General features: G+C 72.3%; 20 protein-coding genes. 8 read left to right on the top strand and 12 right to left on the bottom strand.

Annotated features, from left to right (window positions below):
- Window positions 1-12 precede the first annotated feature (12 nt).
- Window positions 13-486, bottom strand: a complete 474-nt coding sequence (locus LL946_RS08395; protein WP_404386578.1) for a DUF4234 domain-containing protein — start codon at window positions 484-486, stop codon at window positions 13-15.
- Window positions 487-621: 135 nt separating this feature from the next.
- Here LL946_RS08395 and LL946_RS08390 point away from each other — a divergent pair, with 135 nt between their 5' ends.
- The gene (locus LL946_RS08390) at window positions 622-1,587 is read left to right on the top strand and encodes a DMT family transporter (RefSeq protein ID WP_404386577.1); all 966 of its coding nucleotides are present in this window, start codon (window positions 622-624) and stop codon (window positions 1,585-1,587) included.
- 162 nt (window positions 1,588-1,749) lie between these two features.
- Window positions 1,750-2,019, top strand: a complete 270-nt coding sequence (locus tag LL946_RS08385; RefSeq protein WP_404386576.1) for a hypothetical protein — start codon at window positions 1,750-1,752, stop codon at window positions 2,017-2,019.
- A 156-nt stretch (window positions 2,020-2,175) separates the two neighbouring features.
- Here the strand turns inward: LL946_RS08385 and LL946_RS08380 are convergent, their stop codons facing one another.
- Both LL946_RS08380 and LL946_RS08375 read right to left on the bottom strand, forming a co-directional pair.
- Complete coding sequence (locus LL946_RS08380) at window positions 2,176-3,393, bottom strand: ATP-binding protein (protein ID WP_404386575.1); 1,218 nt, start codon at window positions 3,391-3,393, stop codon at window positions 2,176-2,178.
- Between the two features lie 343 nt (window positions 3,394-3,736).
- Window positions 3,737-4,309, bottom strand: a complete 573-nt coding sequence (locus LL946_RS08375) for a peptidoglycan DD-metalloendopeptidase family protein (RefSeq protein ID WP_404386574.1) — start codon at window positions 4,307-4,309, stop codon at window positions 3,737-3,739.
- A gap of 195 nt (window positions 4,310-4,504) precedes the next feature.
- Here LL946_RS08375 and LL946_RS08370 point away from each other — a divergent pair, with 195 nt between their 5' ends.
- Complete coding sequence (locus LL946_RS08370; RefSeq protein ID WP_404386573.1) at window positions 4,505-5,452, top strand: hypothetical protein; 948 nt, start codon at window positions 4,505-4,507, stop codon at window positions 5,450-5,452.
- On the opposite strand, the gene LL946_RS08365 is transcribed toward LL946_RS08370, so the two are convergent.
- The 5 genes from LL946_RS08365 to LL946_RS08345 all read right to left on the bottom strand — a co-directional run bounded on the left by LL946_RS08365 (window position 5,449) and on the right by LL946_RS08345 (window position 10,613).
- Window positions 5,449-5,787 (bottom strand): rhodanese-like domain-containing protein, encoded by a 339-nt coding sequence (locus LL946_RS08365; RefSeq protein ID WP_404386572.1) that lies wholly within the window; start codon window positions 5,785-5,787, stop codon window positions 5,449-5,451. The two genes, LL946_RS08370 and LL946_RS08365, sit on opposite strands and share 4 nt — an antisense overlap.
- Before the next feature lie 160 nt (window positions 5,788-5,947).
- The gene (locus tag LL946_RS08360; RefSeq protein WP_404386571.1) at window positions 5,948-7,594 is read right to left on the bottom strand and encodes an alkaline phosphatase D family protein; all 1,647 of its coding nucleotides are present in this window, start codon (window positions 7,592-7,594) and stop codon (window positions 5,948-5,950) included.
- A 187-nt stretch (window positions 7,595-7,781) separates the two neighbouring features.
- Complete coding sequence (locus LL946_RS08355; RefSeq protein ID WP_404386570.1) at window positions 7,782-8,642, bottom strand: Fpg/Nei family DNA glycosylase; 861 nt, start codon at window positions 8,640-8,642, stop codon at window positions 7,782-7,784.
- Window positions 8,643-8,646: 4 nt separating this feature from the next.
- A complete protein-coding gene (locus tag LL946_RS08350) occupies window positions 8,647-9,765 on the bottom strand; it encodes an App1 family protein (RefSeq protein ID WP_404386569.1) in 1,119 nt (372 codons plus the stop codon).
- A gap of 101 nt (window positions 9,766-9,866) precedes the next feature.
- Complete coding sequence (locus tag LL946_RS08345) at window positions 9,867-10,613, bottom strand: GAF and ANTAR domain-containing protein (RefSeq protein ID WP_404386568.1); 747 nt, start codon at window positions 10,611-10,613, stop codon at window positions 9,867-9,869.
- Between the two features lie 91 nt (window positions 10,614-10,704).
- Here LL946_RS08345 and LL946_RS08340 point away from each other — a divergent pair, with 91 nt between their 5' ends.
- A complete protein-coding gene (locus LL946_RS08340) occupies window positions 10,705-11,784 on the top strand; it encodes a hypothetical protein (protein WP_404386567.1) in 1,080 nt (359 codons plus the stop codon).
- Here the strand turns inward: LL946_RS08340 and LL946_RS08335 are convergent.
- Window positions 11,774-12,532, bottom strand: a complete 759-nt coding sequence (locus LL946_RS08335) for a VOC family protein (protein WP_404386566.1) — start codon at window positions 12,530-12,532, stop codon at window positions 11,774-11,776. The genes LL946_RS08340 and LL946_RS08335 overlap by 11 nt on opposite strands.
- Window positions 12,533-12,554: 22 nt before the next feature.
- Window positions 12,555-12,923, bottom strand: a complete 369-nt coding sequence (locus LL946_RS08330; protein ID WP_404386565.1) for a DUF5655 domain-containing protein — start codon at window positions 12,921-12,923, stop codon at window positions 12,555-12,557.
- A 126-nt stretch (window positions 12,924-13,049) separates the two neighbouring features.
- On the opposite strand from LL946_RS08330, the gene LL946_RS08325 reads away from it, so the two are divergent.
- The 4 genes from LL946_RS08325 to LL946_RS08310 all read left to right on the top strand — a co-directional run bounded on the left by LL946_RS08325 (window position 13,050) and on the right by LL946_RS08310 (window position 17,971).
- Complete coding sequence (locus LL946_RS08325; protein WP_404386564.1) at window positions 13,050-15,065, top strand: PhoX family protein; 2,016 nt, start codon at window positions 13,050-13,052, stop codon at window positions 15,063-15,065.
- Window positions 15,066-15,195: 130 nt separating this feature from the next.
- Window positions 15,196-15,615 (top strand): VOC family protein, encoded by a 420-nt coding sequence (locus LL946_RS08320; RefSeq protein ID WP_404386563.1) that lies wholly within the window; start codon window positions 15,196-15,198, stop codon window positions 15,613-15,615.
- Between the two features lie 23 nt (window positions 15,616-15,638).
- The gene (locus LL946_RS08315) at window positions 15,639-17,252 is read left to right on the top strand and encodes an ATP-dependent DNA ligase (protein ID WP_404386835.1); all 1,614 of its coding nucleotides are present in this window, start codon (window positions 15,639-15,641) and stop codon (window positions 17,250-17,252) included.
- An 80-nt stretch (window positions 17,253-17,332) separates the two neighbouring features.
- Window positions 17,333-17,971 (top strand): alpha/beta hydrolase, encoded by a 639-nt coding sequence (locus LL946_RS08310; RefSeq protein ID WP_404386562.1) that lies wholly within the window; start codon window positions 17,333-17,335, stop codon window positions 17,969-17,971.
- Between the two features lie 82 nt (window positions 17,972-18,053).
- On the opposite strand, the gene LL946_RS08305 is transcribed toward LL946_RS08310, so the two are convergent.
- Both LL946_RS08305 and LL946_RS08300 read right to left on the bottom strand, forming a co-directional pair.
- On the bottom strand, window positions 18,054-18,989 hold the full coding sequence (locus tag LL946_RS08305; protein ID WP_404386561.1) for an N-acetylglucosamine-6-phosphate deacetylase: 936 nt from the start codon (window positions 18,987-18,989) through the stop codon (window positions 18,054-18,056).
- 95 nt (window positions 18,990-19,084) lie between these two features.
- Window positions 19,085-19,357 (bottom strand): hypothetical protein, encoded by a 273-nt coding sequence (locus LL946_RS08300; RefSeq protein WP_404386560.1) that lies wholly within the window; start codon window positions 19,355-19,357, stop codon window positions 19,085-19,087.
- Window positions 19,358-19,364: the final 7 nt, after the last annotated feature.

Raw genomic sequence — 19,364 nt, 5'->3', positions numbered from 1 at the left:
CCGCACCGAGGCTCAGGAGGCGCCGACCGACCGCCAGTACTCGTTGAGCGCCCCGTTGGTCTTGACGAACCAGACGATCGCACCGACGAAGGGGAGCAGGATCCAGCACCCGGTGGCTGCGCTCACCGGCGACCGCTGGCCTCGAGCCGTGTAGAGGGATCCCACCTCGGACGGGGTGATGAAGAGCATGACGAACGGCAGGAAGAAGCCCAGGAGCAGTGCCACGCCACCGCCGACGCCGGAGCCCCGGTGACGCTGCATCTCCGAGTGCGTGCCGTGGTACCAGAACAGCGAGTAGAAGCCGAGGGTCACCACGAGGAGCAGGAAGCACGTGCCCGTCGAGCGGACCTTGCCGATCCCGTATGCCGGCCGGCCCAGGAGTGCGTGGGCCGGCGGTGCGTGCACCATGCCCTGCCCGAGGGGCGCGGAGGTGGGAGCAGCGGGAAGGCCTCGGTGGGCAAACGTCTCGTCAGGGGTCTGGCTCATGGGCGGACGCTATTCGCACGCTGCCGCACCTGTCCGACGGTTCGCAGAAGTCGTGGAAGAAAGTGGCAACAACCTGACCTCATCTGACCGAAAATCATGCGAGCCGGGCGGCCCGGTCCGCCTACCGTGGCACGGGTGACCACGCTCTCGAACGGCGCACCCCTGCCCGTCGAACCCGCCGCAGCCCCGAGCTCCGCTGCGCCCACTGCAGGCGGATCAGGAGGACTCCAGTGGCGCGCGCTGCTGGCCATGGGGGTCACCCTCGTCCTGTGGGCGTCGGCGTTCGTGGCAATCCGCCACCTCGGCAAGGACGTCCCGGCCGGGGCGCTCTCCCTCGGACGGCTCCTGGTCGCCTCGGTCGCCCTGTCCGTGCTGGTGTTCCGCCGCCGCCCGACCTGGCCGAGGCGCGGCGACTGGTGGCTCCTCGTCGTCTGCGGGGTGGGCTGGTTCGGGATCTACAACCTCGCGCTCAACGAGGCCGAGCGCCGCGTCGACGCCGGCACAGCCGCCCTCATCGTCCAGATCGGCCCGCTCATCGTGGCGCTGCTCGCCACCGTGTTCCTCGGCGAGCACATGAGCCGCTGGCTCCTCGCCGGCATGGTCGTCGGCTTCGCGGGTGTGGCGGTCATCGCCCGCGGCTTCTCCGGCGAGAGCTCGGCCGACACCGTGGGAGTCTGGCTGGCCGTGCTGGCCGCCGTCACCTATGCCATCGGGGTCCTCGCCCAGAAGCCGTTGCTCGGGCGGCTGCCGGCTGCCGAGGTCACGTGGATCGCCTGCGTGATCGGCACCGTGACGTGCCTGCCGTGGAGCGGTGAGCTCGTCGACGTGGTCCGGGTGGCCGACGCGGGCACGATCCTGTGGATCGCCTACCTCGGCATCTTCCCGACCGCGATCGCCTTCACGACGTGGGCCTACGTGCTGTCCCGGGGCGACGCCGGCAAGGTCACGCTGACGACCTTCCTCGTGCCGTTCATCGCAACCCTCATCGCGTGGGCGCTGCTCTCCGAGGTCCCGCCGGCCCTGACGTTCGTCGGTGGCGCGCTCGCCATCGTCGGCGTCCTCCTCACCCGCCGTCGACCGCGAGGGCCGCGGACCACCTGAGCCGACGGGAGGTTGCGTCTGGGGGTCGCCCACAAACACTGTCGCTCTTCCGCGTGACAGGGCACAGCGGGCCCTAGTGTTGCGGCGCGAGCCCAAGGGGGGCTCCCGACAGGAGGGGAAGCAATACGCAGGATTCTCGGACGGCTGATGGTTGCCGGACTCATGGCTGGCGGCACAGTGGTCGCTGCCCAGCCCGCACAGGCGGAGGGCTGCTACATCTTCAACGCGACGTCGACGGGCGTGTCCCAACGTTGCACGAGCTATCAGATCCTCATCTTCCGGACGAAGACCCAGTGTCGTGACTCGTGGAGGCCGGCCCGGCTCTACTGGGCCTACGGCCCGTGGGTGGCGTCCGGCTCGACGTCTCGCGCGACCTGCAGCGCCGGCGACTACCGCACGAACTACGACTCGGTGGAGATCTCCTGGCGCTGAGACGACCCAGGGGCGGCGTCCTGCTCCCACCGCAGGGGTGCTCGTCGTGGTCGATGAGTCCTTGTCGATCACGACGAGCACCGCGGGTCGAACCACCACGTCGACATCTGAGGGGTCCGCTCCGTCGATGCACGGCCCTGCCCACGGCGTGGATCTTCAGGCCGTCTGCTCGCGCAGGTACCTTCCGAAGTGCGGCACGGTGAACGCGATCCGGCCTCGCTCGCCCGAGTAGATGAGCCCCTTCTTGAGCAGGGCGTCGCGCGCCGGCGAGAGCGACTGCGGCTTGCGCCCGAGGTGGGACGCGACGTCCGCGGTCGGCACGGACTCGATCTCGTCGAGCTCCTCGACCCCGCCCTCGGCGATCGCGACAGCGACGTCGGCCATCGCCCGGAGGTACTCGCGCTCACCCGGCGTCGCCCGCTCGAAGCGGGAACCGAAGAACCCGACCGCGAGCTCGGCCTCCGCCTCCGGCGCCGCGACCCGCACGTCGTCGGCCGTGACCGGTGACGCCGGCGCCCTGTCCCACGCGGCCTTGCCATAGGCCTGGATGAAGTAGGGGTAGCCACCCGTCGCGGCATACAGGGCCTCGAGCGCCTCACCCTCGTAGGCGGCACCCTCCTCCTCGGCCGGCACGACGAGCGCCGCATCGGCGGCCGTGCGGGGAAGCCGGTCGATGCGCGAGTAGCGAAAGAGCCTCTCCGAGTACGACTTCGACGCCGACAGCACTGCGGGCAGGTGCGGCAGTCCCGCGCCGACGACGATGACCGGCAGCCCCGACTGGGAGATCTCGTGGCACGCCGCGCACAGCGCCGACACGTCGTCCGGGCCGAGGTCCTGCATCTCGTCGATGAACACGGCGATCCCGCGACCGGTGTCCGAGGCGAGCCCGCCGACGTCGGTGAGCAGCTCGACGAGGTCGATCTCGATGTCACCCGAGTCGGCGCGCCCCGAGGCCGCCGGGGCGTCGATGCCGGGGTTCCACTTCTCGCGCAGCTTCGTCCCGCTCGGGGCGTCGCGCTGGGCGAACGCCTTGATGACGCCGAGGACGTGCTGCACCTCGTCGTCGCTCGGGTGGCCCAGCTCGCGCACCGCCTGGTGCAGCGCCGACGACAGCGGGCGGCGCAGCGACTGGTCGGGACGGGCCTCGAGCTTGCCCGTCCCCCACTTCGCGCGAACAGCGGCTGACCGCAACGCATTGAGCAGCACGGTCTTGCCGACACCGCGCAACCCGGTGAGCACGATCGAGCGCTCGGGGCGCCCCCGGCGTACGCGTTCGAGCACGACCTCGAAGGCGTCGAGCTGCTCGTCGCGACCGGCGAGCTCGGGCGGGCGCTGGCCCGCGCCCGGGGCATAGGGGTTACGGATCGGATCCACGATGGCACCGTATCCGCATGTCTAGGGCGGACGGCATACATCCGAATAACGACGTATGCCGTGTCGCGCCTGCACGGGCCACCAGCGGGCGCTGCCAGAGCCACGAGGAGGACCCGACGAGGACGGGCACGGGCACGGCTCGCCCGGCGCGCGTCGGCGTGCCAGATGCCAAGTCGTGACCCGCGCCCCTCGACGTGCCGGCTGCGTTGCCGCTGGTGGGGTGCCGCAGGTGGGGTGCCGCGCCCCCAGGCACGCGGCACGCCACCGTGCTCCTCGCAGCATCCGACGGGTCACTGCGAAGCCGCTGCGGATCCACTGCGGACCCGCAGCGGGTGGCGGACGGTCAGCGGATGTAGTAGCCCCTGGCCCGCCAGAACTCGTTCGGGTTCGGGTTGTCGAGGACCGAGTCGCTGCTGCGTGCTGCCAGCGTCCGGTAGTCGGTCCGCATCTCCACGTGCGTGTGGACCCCACCCGCACCGCGGGACGCCTCCGTGCCGATCTTCTGGTCGCGCGCGATCGACTGGTTGACGTACAGGCCGTCCAGCGGGTTCGTGTGCAGGTAGACGATCGTCTTGTCGAAGGTCGGGTTGTAGATCGCGATCGTCGACATGCCGTAGGCGTCGAACTCCACGACGTTGGTCACCGTGCCGCCGATGAGGGCCCGGACGGGCGAGCCGGACGCTCGGGCGATGTCGATCCCCTCGTGACGACCCGAGGTGCTGGTGTAGCCGTCGAAGCCGGCCGTGATCCGGCCACCGTCGAGGTTGTAGAGGCTCCACGACAGGTCCTCCATCGCGGCCACGCTCATCGTGCCGGCCTGACCGGCGGTGGCACCCGCGGTCGGCACGGCGACCGAGATCAGGGCCGCACCCAGCACCGCACCGGCGAGGCCGGCATACACACGCTTTGTCTTCACTGTGCTCCTTCGGGAGGTTCGGAGGTCAACGGACCCCGCTGCGGCGGAGCGAGGTGCCCGCCTCCACGAACAGTCGGGTATGCCGCTGCGGAACCGCTGCGGAAGCGCTGCGGTTCCGGCCCGGGCCGCGCGCGGCCGGGAACCGCGGGGTCCTGCGCGGCGTCCAACGAACAGGACGACCCCGAGGCGGCCACGGTGCGACGACGCACGAACCCGCAACACCGCAGGGCCGGGCGCCTTGCGGCCCGGACGACAGCGGTGGCCCTGCTGGTGCTGGCGCCGGTCACCGCGTGCGGGCAGGCCCAGCAGCCCGGCGGTGGCTCGAGCACACCGCGGACGTCGACCCCAGCCCCCACCAGCACCGTCGTCGACACGACGGACGAGCTGGTCGCCAGCGGCCTGCTCATGCAGGACAGCCCGACGAGCCCGGTCGAGCTCTGCGTCGGTGGCGTCGCCGAGTCCTACCCGCCGCAGTGCGGTGGACCCCGGCTCGACGGGGACGTCGACTGGGAGGCGCTGCGGCCGCAGCGGGCGAGCGGCGTGACCTGGACCGAGGGTGCGGTGTGGGTCGTCGGGCGCTACTCGCCGGCGACCGGCCGACCGGGATCGGCCGGTGGCACCGTGACCCTCACCCGGCCGGTCAGCCTCACCCCGCCGGCGGGCGTGACGCTCCCGTCCGAGTCGCCCGTCACCTTCCCCCAGCTCTGCGACGACCCGTATGCCGGCGGCGGCCGTCGCGGGGCCGGGTCACCCGAGGAGCAGGCCCAGCTCAGCGAGCGGCTCACCGCACTCGACGGCTACGTCGGCTCGTGGGTCTCCGACGGGTCCTCGATGTTCAACGTGCTCGTCACGCGTGACGCGGCTGCGGCGCGGGCGGAGCTGCGGCGGGTGTGGCCCGGTGGGCTGTGCGTCGAGCAGCGCGACCTCCCGACCGAGGCCGACGTGCGAGCGGCCCAGGACGCTCTCGCCACGCGGGTCCCGGGGCTGCTCGGCAGCGGGGGCGACGCCATGAACGGCCGGCTCGACGTCCAGGTCACCGTGCTCGACGCCCCGACCCGGGACCTCATCCTGACGACCGTCCGCCCATGGCTGAGTGAGCGCGACGTGCGGATCATGAGCGCGTTCCAGCCGCTGTCGGACTAGGGGACCAGGGGCTCACTGCCGTCGGCGGTCGCCATCGGCTTGCCGGCGAAGTGCCAGGCACGCATGCCACCGTCGAGGTTGGCCACCTCGTAGCCCTGCTGCTCGAGCCACGGCAGGGTCCGCGCGACCCGGCCGCCGCTGCGGCAGGCGACGACGACGGTCTCGTCGCGCTCGAGGAACGGGGCGAGCTCGTCGACGCGGGCCGGGAGCTCGCTCATCGGGATGTGCACCGCGCCGGGCGCGTGGCCGCGGTCCCACTCATCCTGCTCCCGGATGTCGAGGAAGACGGCGTCGTCGGCGAGGTCGGTCGGCTGCACCTGGGGGAACTGGCTCATGCCTCAGACGCTAACCCACGCCGCCGCCCGCAACGTCCGGCAACCTGACGGCATGCCCCCCACATTGCCGGACGCAAGCACAGGTGCACCGCGTTGCGTCCGGCAACCCGACGGCATACCCCCCACCATGCCGGACGTAGAGGGAGCCGCACGCCGTCGGTCAGTCGCCGTGGGTCTCGGCGCGGATGGTGTCGGCGATCTTCTGCTCGTCCGTGCGGCTGGAGCGCAGCTGCGGTGTGGGTGCGGACTGCTCCTGCTGGAGTCCGCGCACCCCGTCCTCGATGACGAACGTCGCTCGCGTGAACGCCTCGGCGTCGGGTGTCGTCACGAACGGCACGCACCGGAACCGGGCGGTCATCTCGGTGGGCGTGATCGTCGTCGAGACGTAGCCGCGCAGGTTGGTCCAGAAGCGCAGGTTCGGGTTCCACTCCGCCCACGGGTGGGTCCCGTCGGCCTCGTCGTAGCCGTTGCCGCCGGACGTGATCGACGACGTGACGAGCTCGGAGCCGACCGGCTTGGTGCTCTCGACCGCGTCGTAGTCGAGGTAGAGGTCCCCGGCCCAGTGGGCGTGCACGTCGCCGGTGAGGACCACGGGGTTGCGCACCCCCGCGTCCACCCAGCCCTGAGTGATCCGCCGGCGCGAGGCGCGGTAGCCGTCCCACGCGTCCATCGAGACGGTCGTCGCCGCCGTGGGGTCGTTGTCGCGGCGCCCGAAGAACACCTGCTGGCCGAGCACGTCCCACCGCGCCCGCGAGTCGCGGAAGCCGTCGAGCAGCCACTGCTCCTGCTCGAGGCCCGGCAGCGAGCGCGCCGGGTCGTCGGCGGCGGCGCAGTCCTTGTAGCCGTCGCCGCAGGCCTGGTCCGACCGGTACTGCCGGGTGTCGAGCATGTGGAGGGTGGCGAGGTCGCCCCAGGTGCTGCGCCGGTAGAGGTCGAGGTCCGGACCGGCCGGCACCGACCGACGGCGCAGCGGCATGTTCTCGTAGTACGCCCGGTAGGCCGCGGCGCGGCGGTCGAGGAAGCCGGGTCGCTCGACGGCGCGGTCGGCGATGTCGTCGGCGTAGTTGTTGTCGACCTCGTGGTCGTCCCAGACGACGAGCCACGGCGCCGCGGCATGGGCCTCCTGGAGGTCGAGGTCGGTCTTGTACTGCGCGTGCCGCTGCCGGTAGCCGGCCAGCGTCTTCGTCTCCGGGCCGGCGTGGGTGCGGCCGGTGCCCGTGCCGCCGCCCTCGTACTGGTAGTCGCCGAGGTGGAGGATGACGTCGGGCCGCTCCTCGGCGAGGTGGCGGTAGGCGGTGAACCAGCCCGCGGGCAGGTTGGAGCAGGACGCGAAGGCCATGAGCAGCGAGGACGGCGAGCTGCCCGCAGCCGGGGTGGTGAGCGCGCGCCCGCTGCGGGAGAGGTGCGGGCCGAGCCGGAAGCGGTACCAGTACTCCCGCCCCGGCGCGAGCCCGACGACCTCGACGTGGACGGAGTGCGCCCACGCCGGGTCCGCCACGGTCACCCCCGCCCGGACGACGTCCTCGAAGCGCTCGTCCGTCGCGACCTGCCAGTTCACCTGGTAGGTCGAGGCCGGCATACCTCCGAGCCCGTCGGCGGCGAGCGGCTCGAGCGCGAGCCGGGTCCAGATGACGAAGCCGTCCGGCTCCGGGTCGCCGCTGGCGACGCCGAGGGTGAACGGGTCCGTCCGCGGGGTGACGGCGGCGGCGGTCGGCCGGGCGTCGGCGCGCGCGCCCGCTCCCGTGACGAGGGCTGCGGAGCCGACGACGAGGCCGGTGCGAAGGGCCGTGCGACGTGTGGTGTCCATGACCTCCACCCTCTCGGCCCCTCAGCGACGTCCGGGGGACGCGCACGAGGCGATCGGGTGAACCGTCTCTCTGCTCTGCACCAAGACCCGAGGGACCCGCACCGTGCATGTGTTCGAGGTCAACGACCTATAGGTCATTCGCTCCAGCGACCCAGCGTGAGCCAGAGGCCCGGAGGCCTGACGATGCCTACTTGAGGAACTTGCTCGTCCGCCGGTCGGCCAACGGCTTGCCGCCGGTCTGACAGGTCGCGCAGTACTGGAGCGAGGAGTCCGCGAACGACACCTCTCGCACGGTGTCACCGCACTCGGGACAGATCTCACCGGTGCGACCGTGCACGCGCATCCCCTGTCGCTTGGCGTCCTTGAGCTCCGCGGCCGGCTTGCCCGACGCCGCGAGGACCGCAGCGGACAGCGTCTCGCGCAGCGCGGCATACAGGCGTTCGGTCTGTTCGTCGTCGAGCTTGGCAGCCATCGCGAAGGGCGAGAGCTTGGCGACGTGCAGGATCTCGTCCGAGTAGGCGTTGCCGACCCCGGCGATGATGCGCTGGTCGCGCAGGACACCCTTGACCTGGGCGTTGCGGCTGGCGAGGATCTCGCGAAAGGTGCTGAGCGAGAACGAGTCCGCGAGCGGGTCCGGTCCCAGCGCCGCGATCCCGGGCACCTCCTCCGGGGACGACACGATGTACGCCGCGAGCGACTTCTTCGTCCCGGCCTCGGTGAGGTCGAAGCCGGACCCGTCGGACATCCGCACCCGGAGGGCGATCGGCGACTTGCCCGGCCGCAGCCGCGTCGCGGACAGCGCGTCCGACCACCGCAGCCACCCGGCCCGGGCGAGGTGGAAGACCAGGTGCGTCCCGCCGCAGTCGAGGTCGAGGAACTTCCCGTGGCGCGACACGGAGTCGACGGGTGCGCCGACGAGCGCCTCCGGTGGCGGGTTGAACGTCTTGAGCACCGAGATCGACCCGAGCTCGACACCGGTCACGGCCAGGTCGGCCGTGCGCGATGCGAGGAAGTCGACGAGCGCCTGCACCTCGGGCAGCTCTGGCATGGCTTCACACTCCCCACATGTCGGAGGCCTCGAGCGCCCTCGCCCCGGCCTCGGGATCTGCGACGTCGCCCTCGACGATGGGCGCGACCAGGCGCGCCAGCGCGTAGCCGTCAGGTGCCCGGAGGACCGGCGCCGCGATGTCCTCGGTGGGCGCCGGCACGAGGTCGTCGTTGGCCAGCGGGATGCCGTTCTGGAGCACCTGCTCTCCGGCGCTCAGCTGGCGAATCGCGATGGCCCGCACCGAGTCCGGCCGTCGCGCCGCGAACTCGGTGTAGAGCTTGGGGTCGTTCTGGCCGTCGTCACCGACGAGCAGCCACTGCACGTGCGGGAGCTCGCGCGCGAGGCGGGCGAGGGCGGACCGCTTGTGGTCCTGGCCCGACCGGAACCATCCGGTGTGCGTCGGCCCCCAGTCGGTGAGGAGCATCGGGCCCGGCGGGTAGCCGTTGCGGCGCAGGAAGCGGGTGAGCGACGGAGCGGTGTTCCACGCGCCCGTCGAGAGGTAGATGACCGGCATGCCCGGGTGCGAGTCGATGAGCGCGCGGTAGAACGTCGCCATCCCCGGCACCGGGCTGCGCGTGCCCTCGGCCTTGACGAAGGTGTTCCAGGCGGCGATGACCGGACGCGGCAGCGACGTCGAGAGGACCGTGTCGTCGATGTCGCTGACGAGTCCGAACGTCTGCCGCGTGCCGATGATGAGCACCGACGCCGTGCGCGGCCGGGCGAGGGGCGAGTCGATCTCGACCTGGTGCCACCCGGGGCCGAGCCCGTGCCCGTGGACGACGATATCGACCAGCCCGGAGCGGTCGGTGCGCCCGTCGATCTCGCGCTCGCCGATACGGATCGTCACCGGGACGTCGATGGCCGGCGAGGTGACGAACGCCCGCCAGCCCCGCGTCTCGTCGTCGGCGGACTTGAGGGACTGGACGCTGCCGGCGGCATCTCCGGAGGCGGCCCGCATCGGGTCGCGCGACATGAGGACGCGGGCCAGGACGCGGACGAACCCGACGCTGCCGTAGCCGGTGTGCGGGACGATCTTCGTGCCCCAGCCGCGCTCGCGCAGGGTGTCGCTCTTGCGACGGTTCCACGCGTCCTCCATGAGCGCGGCGAGGTGCGGGCGGGCCATGCACCGACTCTAGTGGGCGGGTGTGTCCCCGACCGGCGCGGCAGCGCAGCGTGCGGTTCCGCGGCGTGCGGCTGCGCGGGGTGCGGCTCCCCCGGCTGCGCTCAGCCCGCCGTCGAATCCTGGGCGCGCCCGGTGACGACCCCGGCCACGACCTGCGTCGCGAGGTCCCGCACCTTGACGTTGCGCGCCTGCGACGACGTCCGCAGCCAGTCGAAGGCCTCGTGCTCGTCGACCCCACGCAGCGCCATGAGCACCCCCTTGGCCTGCTCGATCACGGCCCGGCTGGCCATGGCCTGCTCGAGCTGGCCGGCGAGCCGGCGGGCACCGTCGAGCCGGGTCACCGCGACGATCGCGTCCGCAGCACGGGCGGCGGCGACCCGCGCGACCGAGGCGTCGAACTCGTCGAAGGCGTGCGGCACGCGGGCGTAGAGGTTGAGGGCGCCGGCGCACTCGGCCCCGCTGAGGAGCGGGAGCGCCATGAGCGACCTGATGCCGTCGCCCCGGACGGCCTCGGCGAACAGCGGCCAGCGCTCGTCGGCGTCGCCGCCCTCACCGATCGTCGCGGCCACGTCGGTGCGCTCGCGAGCAGCCTCGAGGCAGGGGCCCTGGTCGAGCTGGTACTGGACGGCGTCGACCTCCAGCGTCGTCACGGTCGTGTAGGCGGCGGTGCTCGGTCGACCGTCCACGAGGAGGGTGACACCGACCTCGTCGCAGCCCGTGACGTGTCGGCGGACCGCGTGCACGGTGCGGGTGAGGTAGTCCTGCAGCTCGTCCACCGAGGAGAGGACGCCGGAGACCTCGCTGAGCAGGTCCTCGTGCGGGTGCGAACCCGTGGTGGTGTCGGTCATGGCTCTCCTCGTTCGTTCCTCGGCCAAGTATGACCCGGCGTCCGGCCTCTTGGGACGGTCCGGGCAAGCAGGCGCCTGCGAGGATGCGGGCATGAGCGGGGACCTCGTCATCGACGCCTTCGGCGCACGGTGGGCCCTCGACCTGGGCTTGCTCCACACGGTCGAGCGGGGACGCCTGCAGACGCTCTGGGAACGGTGCCGCGTCCCGGGCGCGCGACCCGGCGACCCGGGCGTCGAACCCTTCGTGGTCACCGACCCCGATCCGTATGCCGTGTCCCGTGCCGTCACGCTGGAGTCCCTGCGACGTCGCCGCGGCAGCGCAGTGCTGCTCCACGCAGCCGGACTCGAGCAGGAGGGTCGAGCGGTGGCGCTCGTCGGGCAGTCGGGGGCCGGCAAGTCCACCGCGGCGCTGGCTCTGGGTCGCGAGCTCGGCTACCTCAGCGACGAGACCGTCGCCGTCGAGCCCGACGGCAGCGTGTCGCCCTACCCGAAGCCGGTGTCGGTCGTCACCGACCCGGACACGCCGTGGGACAAGCACGAGGAGAGTCCCGACGCCCTCGGACTGCGGGAGGTGAGCGGGACGGCATACCTCGAAGCGCTTGTCGTCCTCGAACGTGACCCACAGCGGGAGGTGCCGGAGCTCGCTCCCCTGCCGATCGTCGACGCGGTGCTCGCGGTCATCGCGCAGACCTCCTCGCAGCCGCTGCTGGAGCGACCGCTGCACCGGCTGGCGGAGCTGGCGAGCCGGTCCGGTGGGCCCTGGGTGCTGCGCTACGCCGAGATCTCGGACTGCGTCGACCTCGTGCGGGACCTGCTCGAGGACCGCGAGCGCCCGGCGCGCGCACCGTGGCGCACGACCCCGGGAGCGACGACGAGGCGAGAGGAGAGGGCGGAGCGCGAGGAGGGCAGGGTCGTGCGGGCGCCGTGGCGCGACGCCCTGCACGGTGAGGGTGGGACGGTGGTGCTCGTCGGTGAGGACGTCGTCCGGCTCGGCGGCGTCGGCGAGGTCGTGTGGGAGGCCGCCCGGGACACACGTGAGGGCGTCGGCGTCGACGCCGCCGCCCGGGCCGTCGTCGACGCGTTCGGCGAGCACCCCGACGCCGCGCGAGTCGTCCGCGAGGGCATCGACGAGATGGTCCGCACCGGGGTCCTGCTGCCGCTCAGTCGCTGACGGCTGCGTCCTCGGCCTCCTGGTCGCGAGCAGGCAGGACGCACAGCTCGTTGCCCGACGGGTCGGTGAACACCTGCCACGGCAGGTCCCCCCAGTCGTGCTCGTAGCGCCGGCCACCGAGGTCGAGCACCCGCTGGGCGACCTCGTCGGCGCCCTCACCCGCCTCGAGCCTGAGGTCGAGGTGGACCCGGTTCTTGAGCGCCGGGTCCTTCGGACCCCTCTCGGGGCACAGCTCGAGGAGCGGGCCGCGGCCGCTGCGGTGTCGCAGGGCACCCGGCATCGCGCTGTCGACGGGCATCCAGCCGGAGAGCTCGGACCAGAACTTCACGTCGCGGTCGACGTCAGCGGAGTCGAACGGCAGCGACGAGAGCGGGCCGGACACGGCATACTCCGGCCGCGCCTCCATGACGCAGAACGGGTTGCCCTCGGGGTCGGCGAGGACGACCCACGGCACGTCGCGCTGGCCGATGTCGAGGTGTCGCGCGCCGAGCGAGAGGGCCCGCGCGACGACCTCGGCCTGGTCGTCCGCCTCCCCGCCGTAGACCTCGAGGTGGAGCCGCGGGCTCGGCCGCGGAGGTTCGGCGACCTTCTCGAAGCAGAGGTCGAGGGTCGGCCCGTCGGCGACGGTCAGCCGGGTCTCGTAGCTGCCGGGCTCGTCGGTGAGGGGCGTGCACCCGAGCAGCGACCCCCAGAAGCGTCCGAGGCCCTGCGGGTTCGCGGCGTCGACGACGACGTTCTCGAGGTACATGCCCCTTGCCTACCACCGGGCGTCACCCAGCGGCGTCGTATGCCGTCCGCAGCCACGCGCGGACCTCGTCGTCGACCTCGTCCGGCGAGCCGAGCTCGAGGTGGTGCATCCAGGCACGTGGGCTGGGCCGGACGACCTCCTTCCAACGGGGTGACGGGTCGCGATGCGGGAGGGCGACGGAGAGGACGACGGGCACCTCGCTGCGGAGGTACTGACCGGGGCGCCACAGCCAGGCGAAACCACGGCGCCGCCGTAGCGCCACCTGGCTCTTCGTGACCCGCACCGTGTGCGTCCCGAGGGCGTCGACGGTGGCGAGCACCCGCGCCGCGACGGCCGCGCCGTCCGGGTGGCCGGCGAAGAATTCGTCCACCGAGGCGGGGTCCGAGGTCACCCCCACAGCCTCCCACCCGTCGACGAGCCGTCACCCACCGTTCACCACCGCGACTGCGGGAGGGCCCTCAGCCTCCCTAGCGTCAACCGCGGCCCCGCTTCTCCCTGCCCTGACGAAGGATCCGACGTGACAACTCCCGCACGCTTGCTCCCGCTGTTCACCCGCTCGCACGAGGGCGGCCGCAACTCGATGACCTGTCAGTACCGCTGCGGCAACGCCTGCGACCAGGACGTGCCGAACACGTCCGACAACGAGTACTTCGGTGACCTCGTCGCCGCGGGCGTCTCGCGCCGCGCCGCCCTGCGAGCCGGTGGCGCCGGTGCCACGCTCGTCGGGCTCACCGCGTGGGCGCTGCCCACCACCGCGGCCGCCGCGCCTGCCGTCGCGGCCCCTGCGGCGGCGACGGGCTCCGGCAGCGCCCTCGGCTTCACCGGCATCGCGCCGACCCCGGCCTCCACCGACGCGGTCAAGGTGCCCGAGGGCTTCGCCTGGGCGCCGATCATCTCGTGGGGCGACCCGCTCTTCGACGGCACTCCCGCGTTCGACTTCGACAACCAGACGCCCGAGGCCCAGCGCGAGCAGGCCGGCTACAACGCCGACTACACCCAGTTCATGCAGGGCGGCCCCGGCAACAAGGGCGCCCACAAGGGCCTGCTCGCCTTCAACAACGAGTACACCAACGACGAGCTGATGTTCCGCGGCGTCTCCTCGTCCGCCGACCTCAGCGACGAGCAGCTCGAGATCGTGCTCGCTGCCCACGGCATCACCATCACCGAGGTCGCCCGGCGCGACGCCGGCTCGCCGTGGCGCTGGGTCCAGGGCGGCAAGCGCAACCGCCGCATCCACACCGACACCCCCTTCGCCGTCGACGGACCGGCCGCCGGCTCGGTGCACCTGCGTACCTCCGAGGACCCCACGGGCGAGCGCGTGCTCGGCACGCTCAACAACTGCGCCGGCGGTGAGACCCCCTGGGGCACCTACCTCTCCGGCGAGGAGAACTTCAACCAGTACTTCAACGCCAAGGGCGCCCCGGACCCGCAGGGACGCCTCAAGCGCTACGGCGTCACGTCGGGCGGGCGCGGGTGGGAGCGCGTGCGCGACCGCTTCTCGGTCGTCGGCGAGCCCAACGAGGTCAACCGCTTCGGCTGGATCGTCGAGGTCGACCCGGAGGACCCCACGTCGACGCCCGTCAAGCACACGGCGCTCGGTCGCTTCAAGCACGAGGGCGCCACGGTGACGCTCACCGCGGACGGTCGCGTCGCGGCATACATGGGTGACGACGAGCGCTTCGACTACATCTACAAGTTCCTCTCCCGGGACACCTACCGCGAGGGCGACAAGCGGCACAACATGGGGCTGCTCTCCGAGGGCGACCTCTACGTCGCGAAGCTCGCCGGTGACGGTGCCGCCGATGGTGAGTACGACGGCACCGGCCAGTGGCTGCCGCTCGTCGTCGACGGCGTCTCCGCGGTGCCGGGCTTCACGGTCGAGGAGGTCCTCATCTGGACGCGCCTGGCCGCGGACAAGGTCGGCCCGACGAAGATGGACCGCCCCGAGGACGTCCAGCCCAACCCGGTCAACGGCCGCATCTACGCCGCGATGACCAACAACACCGCGCGCACGCCCGCCCAGATCGACGAGGCGAACCCGCGGGCGAGCAACAAGCACGGCCACGTCACCGAGTTCACCGAGGCGGGCGGCGACCACGCGGCGCTCACCTTCACCTGGAAGATCGTCCTCGTCGCCGGCAACCCGAGCGACCCGCAGACGTACTTCAACGGCTACGACAAGTCCGAGGTCAGCCCGATCAGCTGCCCCGACAACGTCGCCTTCGACGCGGTCGGCAACCTGTGGATCTCGACCGACGGCATGCCGGGCACGCTCAACTACTGCGACGCGCTCTACGTCATGCCGCTCGAGGGCGTTGAGAAGGGCAAGCTCCAGCAGTTCCTCTCGGTGCCCGTCGGTGCGGAGACGTGCGGCCCGACGATCCTTGGCCCGGACTCGGTCATCGTGGCCGTGCAGCACCCCGGTGAGGTGGGCAACGCGAGCCCCGACAACGTCGTCTCGCAGTTCCCCTACCGCGGCGACGGCCAGCCCCGCCCGTCGGTGATCCACGCCTACCGCCGCCACGGCCGCTGATCCACGACCCGACGCCACCCCGACTTATTGCCCTTTCCAGCGCCCTGCGGTTTGGCTCACCTCCCGGGCGCCGCTGGAAAGGGCAATAAGTCGGCCTCGCCTGTCGGGGGACGGGTCTACGTTGAGGGTCATGGCTACGACACTCAACCCCTACATCCAGTTCAAGGACAACGCGCGCGAGGCGCTGGAGTTCTACCAGGGCGTCTTCGGCGGCGACCTCACCATCTCGACCTTCGGTGACTTCGGCGACCCGGGCGAGGCCGACCCCAATGGCGTCATGCACGGCCAGCTCGAGGCCGGTGGCATGACCCTCATGGCCTCCGACACCCCTCCCGGCATGCCCGGCTCCGACGGCGCCCGGATCTCGATCAGCCTCTCCGGCGACGACGCCGACGAGCTGCGTGGCTTCTGGGACAAGCTGGCCGACGGCGGTCAGGTCCAGGTCCCGCTCGAGAAGCAGATGTGGGGCGACGAGTTCGGCATGTGCAGCGACCGCTTCGGCATCGGCTGGATGGTCAACATCGCCGGCGAGCAGGCCGCCTCCGAGTGAGCGTGCTTCCTGCCGGCGGCCGTATGCCGTTGGCTCGCCTCGTCGAGACCGCCGGGGCACTCGCCGCGACCCGCTCCCGGACGGCCAAGACCGAGCTGCTCGCCGCCCTCATCCGCGACCTCGCACCCGAGGAGGCCGAGGCTGCGGTCGGTCTGCTCCTCGGCCGGCTCCGCCAGGGCTCGATCGGGCTCGGCTACCGGACGGTGGGTGCTGCCCGCGACACCGCGGACGCGGCCGAGGAGCCCTCTCTCACCGTGACCGACGTCGATGCGGTGCTCGACACCATCGCCGGGCTCAGCGGCTCCGGTTCGTCCGGAGCGCGCAGTGCCGAGCTGGTCGCTCTCTTCGCTCGGGCCACACGGACCGAGCAGGACCACCTCGTGCGGGCGATGACCGGTGAGATGCGCACTGGCGCTCTCGAGGGGGTGCTCACCGACGGGCTCGCCAAGGCCGTCGGGCTGCCCCTGGCCGACGTGCGTCGTGCCGTCATGCTCAGCGGTTCACTCTCGGGCACCGTCAGGGTGGCGCTCGCCGACCCCACCGCCGTCGCGGGCGTGGGGCTGGCCGTGCTCACCCCCGTCCAGCCGATGCTCGCGTCGACGGCGGCCGACGTCGGCGCCGCGCTCGAGGTCACCGGCGAGGCGTCGGTCGAGCACAAGCTCGACGGCGCCCGGATCCAGGTCCACCGCAGCGGCACCGAGGTCCGGGTGCACACGCGGTCGCTCGCCGACATCACGCCGCGGGTGCCCGAGATCGTCGAGGTGGCCCTGTCGCTGCCCGTGGAGTCGGTCATCCTCGACGGTGAGACGCTCATGCTCGACGACGACGGGTCGCCCCGCCCCTTCCAGGACACGATGAGCCGGTTCGGCACCGACGAGCAGCGGGCCGAGGCCAGACGTGCAGGCGCCGCCTCCGACGTGAACGCCGAGGAGATCACGGCCGAGGAGGTCGGCGACGCCACCGCCGCTCGCGTGCTCGCGCCCCGGTTCTTCGACGTGCTGCACGTCGACGGCGAGGACCTCATCGACCAGCCACTGCGCGAGAGGCTCGCGGTCCTCGAACGGATCGCGCCGGCATACCGGATCGAGGGCGCGGTGACCACGGATCCCGCCGTGGCGGAGCGGATCTCGCGCGAGGCACTGGCCGCCGGGCACGAGGGTGTCATGGTCAAGGGCATCGACTCGACCTACGCCGCCGGCCGCCGCGGCAAGCACTGGGTCAAGGTCAAGCCGGTGCACACCTACGACCTCGTCGTGCTTGGTGTCGAGCGCGGGTCCGGCCGGCGCAAGGGGTGGCTGTCGAACCTGCACCTCGGCGCCCGTGACCCCGAGGGCGAGTTCGGGCCGGCTGGCGGGTTCGTCATGGTGGGCAAGACGTTCAAGGGCCTCACCGACGAGCTGCTGCGCTGGCAGACCGAGACGTTCCCGGAGTTCGCCGTCGACGACAACGGCTGGGCGGTCATGATGCGCCCGGAGGTCGTCGTCGAGATCGCCCTCGACGGGGTGCAGCGTTCGTCGCGCTACCCCGGCGGCGTGGCGCTGCGGTTCGCCCGGGTCAAGCGCTACCGGGTGGGCGACGATGCCAAGCCGGCAGGCGAGGCCGACACGATCCAGTCGCTCCGGTCGTTGCTCCGGTGACGGCCGACCGTTTCACGGCCCGAGTCGCGGCTCCGTCCGCGGTGACCCATCGCTGAGCCCGCCCACTCCGAAGAGAACTCGTGAGCACTCCGACCCCCTCGCTGACCCGTCTCGACGCACCCGGCACGCCGCGTGCGGTCATCCTCATGCTGCACGGCGGCAAGCCGCGCTCCACCGACCCCGTCGAGAACCTCAGCGCGTCGTGGCAGCGCTCGGCCTGGATGGCGCGCTCCATCGCCGGCCGCGCGCACGATGCCGACACCTGCGTCTGGCTGCTGCGCTACCGCGAGCGCGGCTGGAACGGCGGGCGCGACCGGACCGCCGACACCCGCTGGGCCCTCGACGAGGTGCGCGCCGCCCACGGGGACGTGCCCGTCGTCCTGCTCGGGCACTCGATGGGCGCCCGGGTCGCCGTCCACGTCGCCGACGACGACTCGGTGACCGGCGTCGTCGCGCTCGCACCCTGGTGGGCGGACACCGACCCGGTCCGCACCCTCGCCGGTCGCTCGCTGGTCGCCGCCCACGGGCGCCGCGACCGGATCACCTCGTTCGGGCACACCCGGCGGTTCGTCGAGCGGGCTCGCGCGGTCACCGCCCACGCCGAGCTCGTCGACATGGGGATGCTCGGTCACTACATGCTCGGCCGGCCCGACCGCTGGAACGACGTCGCCATCGAGTCCTCGCTGCGCCTCCTCACCCCCGCCCGCTCCGCCGACTGAATGCCCCACGACCACCGCCCGAGCCCTGAATCAGGGCGTTCCCGGTGGTCCAGGGGCAAGAAGTCGGGGTGTGGCGGGTGGGTCAGGCAGAGAGGATCGAGGCCGGGGTGGTCGTCGCCGCGGTGAGGACGTCGGCCTCGGGGAGGCCCGCCTCCTCGACGGCCCACCGCACGCAGTCGGCGAGCGTCGACGTCGACCCCGCGATGGACCCCCGGCCCGAGCTGCCGTCGGCCAGCCGGGCGACACCGTCCGAAACCTCGACCGCCAGCGTCCCGATCGTGTAGGCCCCGTCACCGAGCCCGGTCGCGGCCATGGCGTCCGACACCAGCGCGATCCGCTCCGGGCCGACGGTCTCGAAGACCATCCGCACGACGTCCGGCGCGACGTGCACGCCGTCGGCGATGAGCTCGACGATGCACTCGCCCCTCGCCGCCGAGGCCAGCGCGGCTGCGACGGGACCGCCCGCGCGGTGGTGGAAGGCCGGCATACCGTTGAAGAGGTGGGTCACGAGCGGCGGGCGACCGCAGGCGTCCGAGATCGCGGCGAGCGAGTCCGAGACCACGGTCGCCGAGGCGTCCGTGTGGCCGACGGCGGGGAGTATGCCGTGCCGCGCCAGGGCTGCCACCAGGTCACCCGAGCCGGGGCGCTCCGGTGCGAAGGTCCACTGCACCAGCGCGTCCGGGGCGCCCGCCTCGGCGCACGTGGCGACGAGGGACTCGACGAGGGTTAGGTCCGGGTCGGTGAGGACGGAGGGGTCGTGCGCCCCGCGGCGCTCCTCGGAGAGGAACGGTCCCTCGAGGTGGATTCCGGCCAGCTCGCCACGCGCGACGAGCGGGGCGAGGGTGGCGACCTGGGCGACGAGCGTGTCCGGAGTCCCCGACACGAGCGAGGCGACGAGCGACCCGACACCGGCTGCGCGGTGGTGGGCCGCAGCGGCTGATGAGCCTGCGGTGTCCTTCCCGAACTCGTGCCCCAGCGCGCCGTGGCAGTGCAGGTCGACGAGGTTCGAGGTGCTCACATACCCACCCTAGAACCTCGCCTTGTGTGCCTGAGCGCGCGCCGTAGCCCGCGCTCAGGCACACATGGCCGGGGGTCACCTCACCGAGCCGGGGGTCAGGCCTCCTTGCAGCCGTCCCAGTGGGCGAGCAGGTGGCTCACGACCTGTCCCCACGGCAGCTCACTCCAGGGCTTGATCTCCGCGATGCGAAGGGCGATGGCCCGCGGGTCGCCGGTGGCTTGAGGGACGAAGACGATCCCCACGCACGAGGCGTTCTCGGAGGGTCCGGCGGCGGCGGTCGGGGCGGCCGCCGAGGCCGGGGATGCCAGGGCGACGGATCCCGCCACGGCGAGTGCGGCGGCTGCGGAAGAGATGACGGTGCGGCGCATGTCGTGC

Origin of the sequence: Knoellia locipacati (genome assembly GCF_044791685.1) — a bacterium.
Taxonomy (GTDB): Bacteria; Actinomycetota; Actinomycetes; order Actinomycetales; family Dermatophilaceae; genus Knoellia; species Knoellia locipacati_A.
The sequence above is the reverse complement of the archived record's forward strand: the minus strand, read 5'-3'. Positions and strand labels throughout refer to the sequence as shown.

Coding starts and splice junctions, on each gene's coding strand:
- LL946_RS08350 (WP_404386569.1), bottom strand. CDS start 9,765: ATGGCCCGCCCGCACCTCGCCGCGCTCATGGAGGACGCGTGGAACCGT.
- LL946_RS08315 (WP_404386835.1), top strand. CDS start 15,639: ATGCCGTTGGCTCGCCTCGTCGAGACCGCCGGGGCACTCGCCGCGACC.
- LL946_RS08335 (WP_404386566.1), bottom strand. CDS start 12,532: ATGTACCTCGAGAACGTCGTCGTCGACGCCGCGAACCCGCAGGGCCTC.
- LL946_RS08360 (WP_404386571.1), bottom strand. CDS start 7,594: ATGGACACCACACGTCGCACGGCCCTTCGCACCGGCCTCGTCGTCGGC.
- LL946_RS08340 (WP_404386567.1), top strand. CDS start 10,705: ATGAGCGGGGACCTCGTCATCGACGCCTTCGGCGCACGGTGGGCCCTC.
- LL946_RS08365 (WP_404386572.1), bottom strand. CDS start 5,787: ATGAGCCAGTTCCCCCAGGTGCAGCCGACCGACCTCGCCGACGACGCC.
- LL946_RS08345 (WP_404386568.1), bottom strand. CDS start 10,613: ATGACCGACACCACCACGGGTTCGCACCCGCACGAGGACCTGCTCAGC.
- LL946_RS08355 (WP_404386570.1), bottom strand. CDS start 8,642: ATGCCAGAGCTGCCCGAGGTGCAGGCGCTCGTCGACTTCCTCGCATCG.
- LL946_RS08395 (WP_404386578.1), bottom strand. CDS start 486: ATGAGCCAGACCCCTGACGAGACGTTTGCCCACCGAGGCCTTCCCGCT.
- LL946_RS08300 (WP_404386560.1), bottom strand. CDS start 19,357: ATGCGCCGCACCGTCATCTCTTCCGCAGCCGCCGCACTCGCCGTGGCG.
- LL946_RS08385 (WP_404386576.1), top strand. CDS start 1,750: ATGGCTGGCGGCACAGTGGTCGCTGCCCAGCCCGCACAGGCGGAGGGC.
- LL946_RS08320 (WP_404386563.1), top strand. CDS start 15,196: ATGGCTACGACACTCAACCCCTACATCCAGTTCAAGGACAACGCGCGC.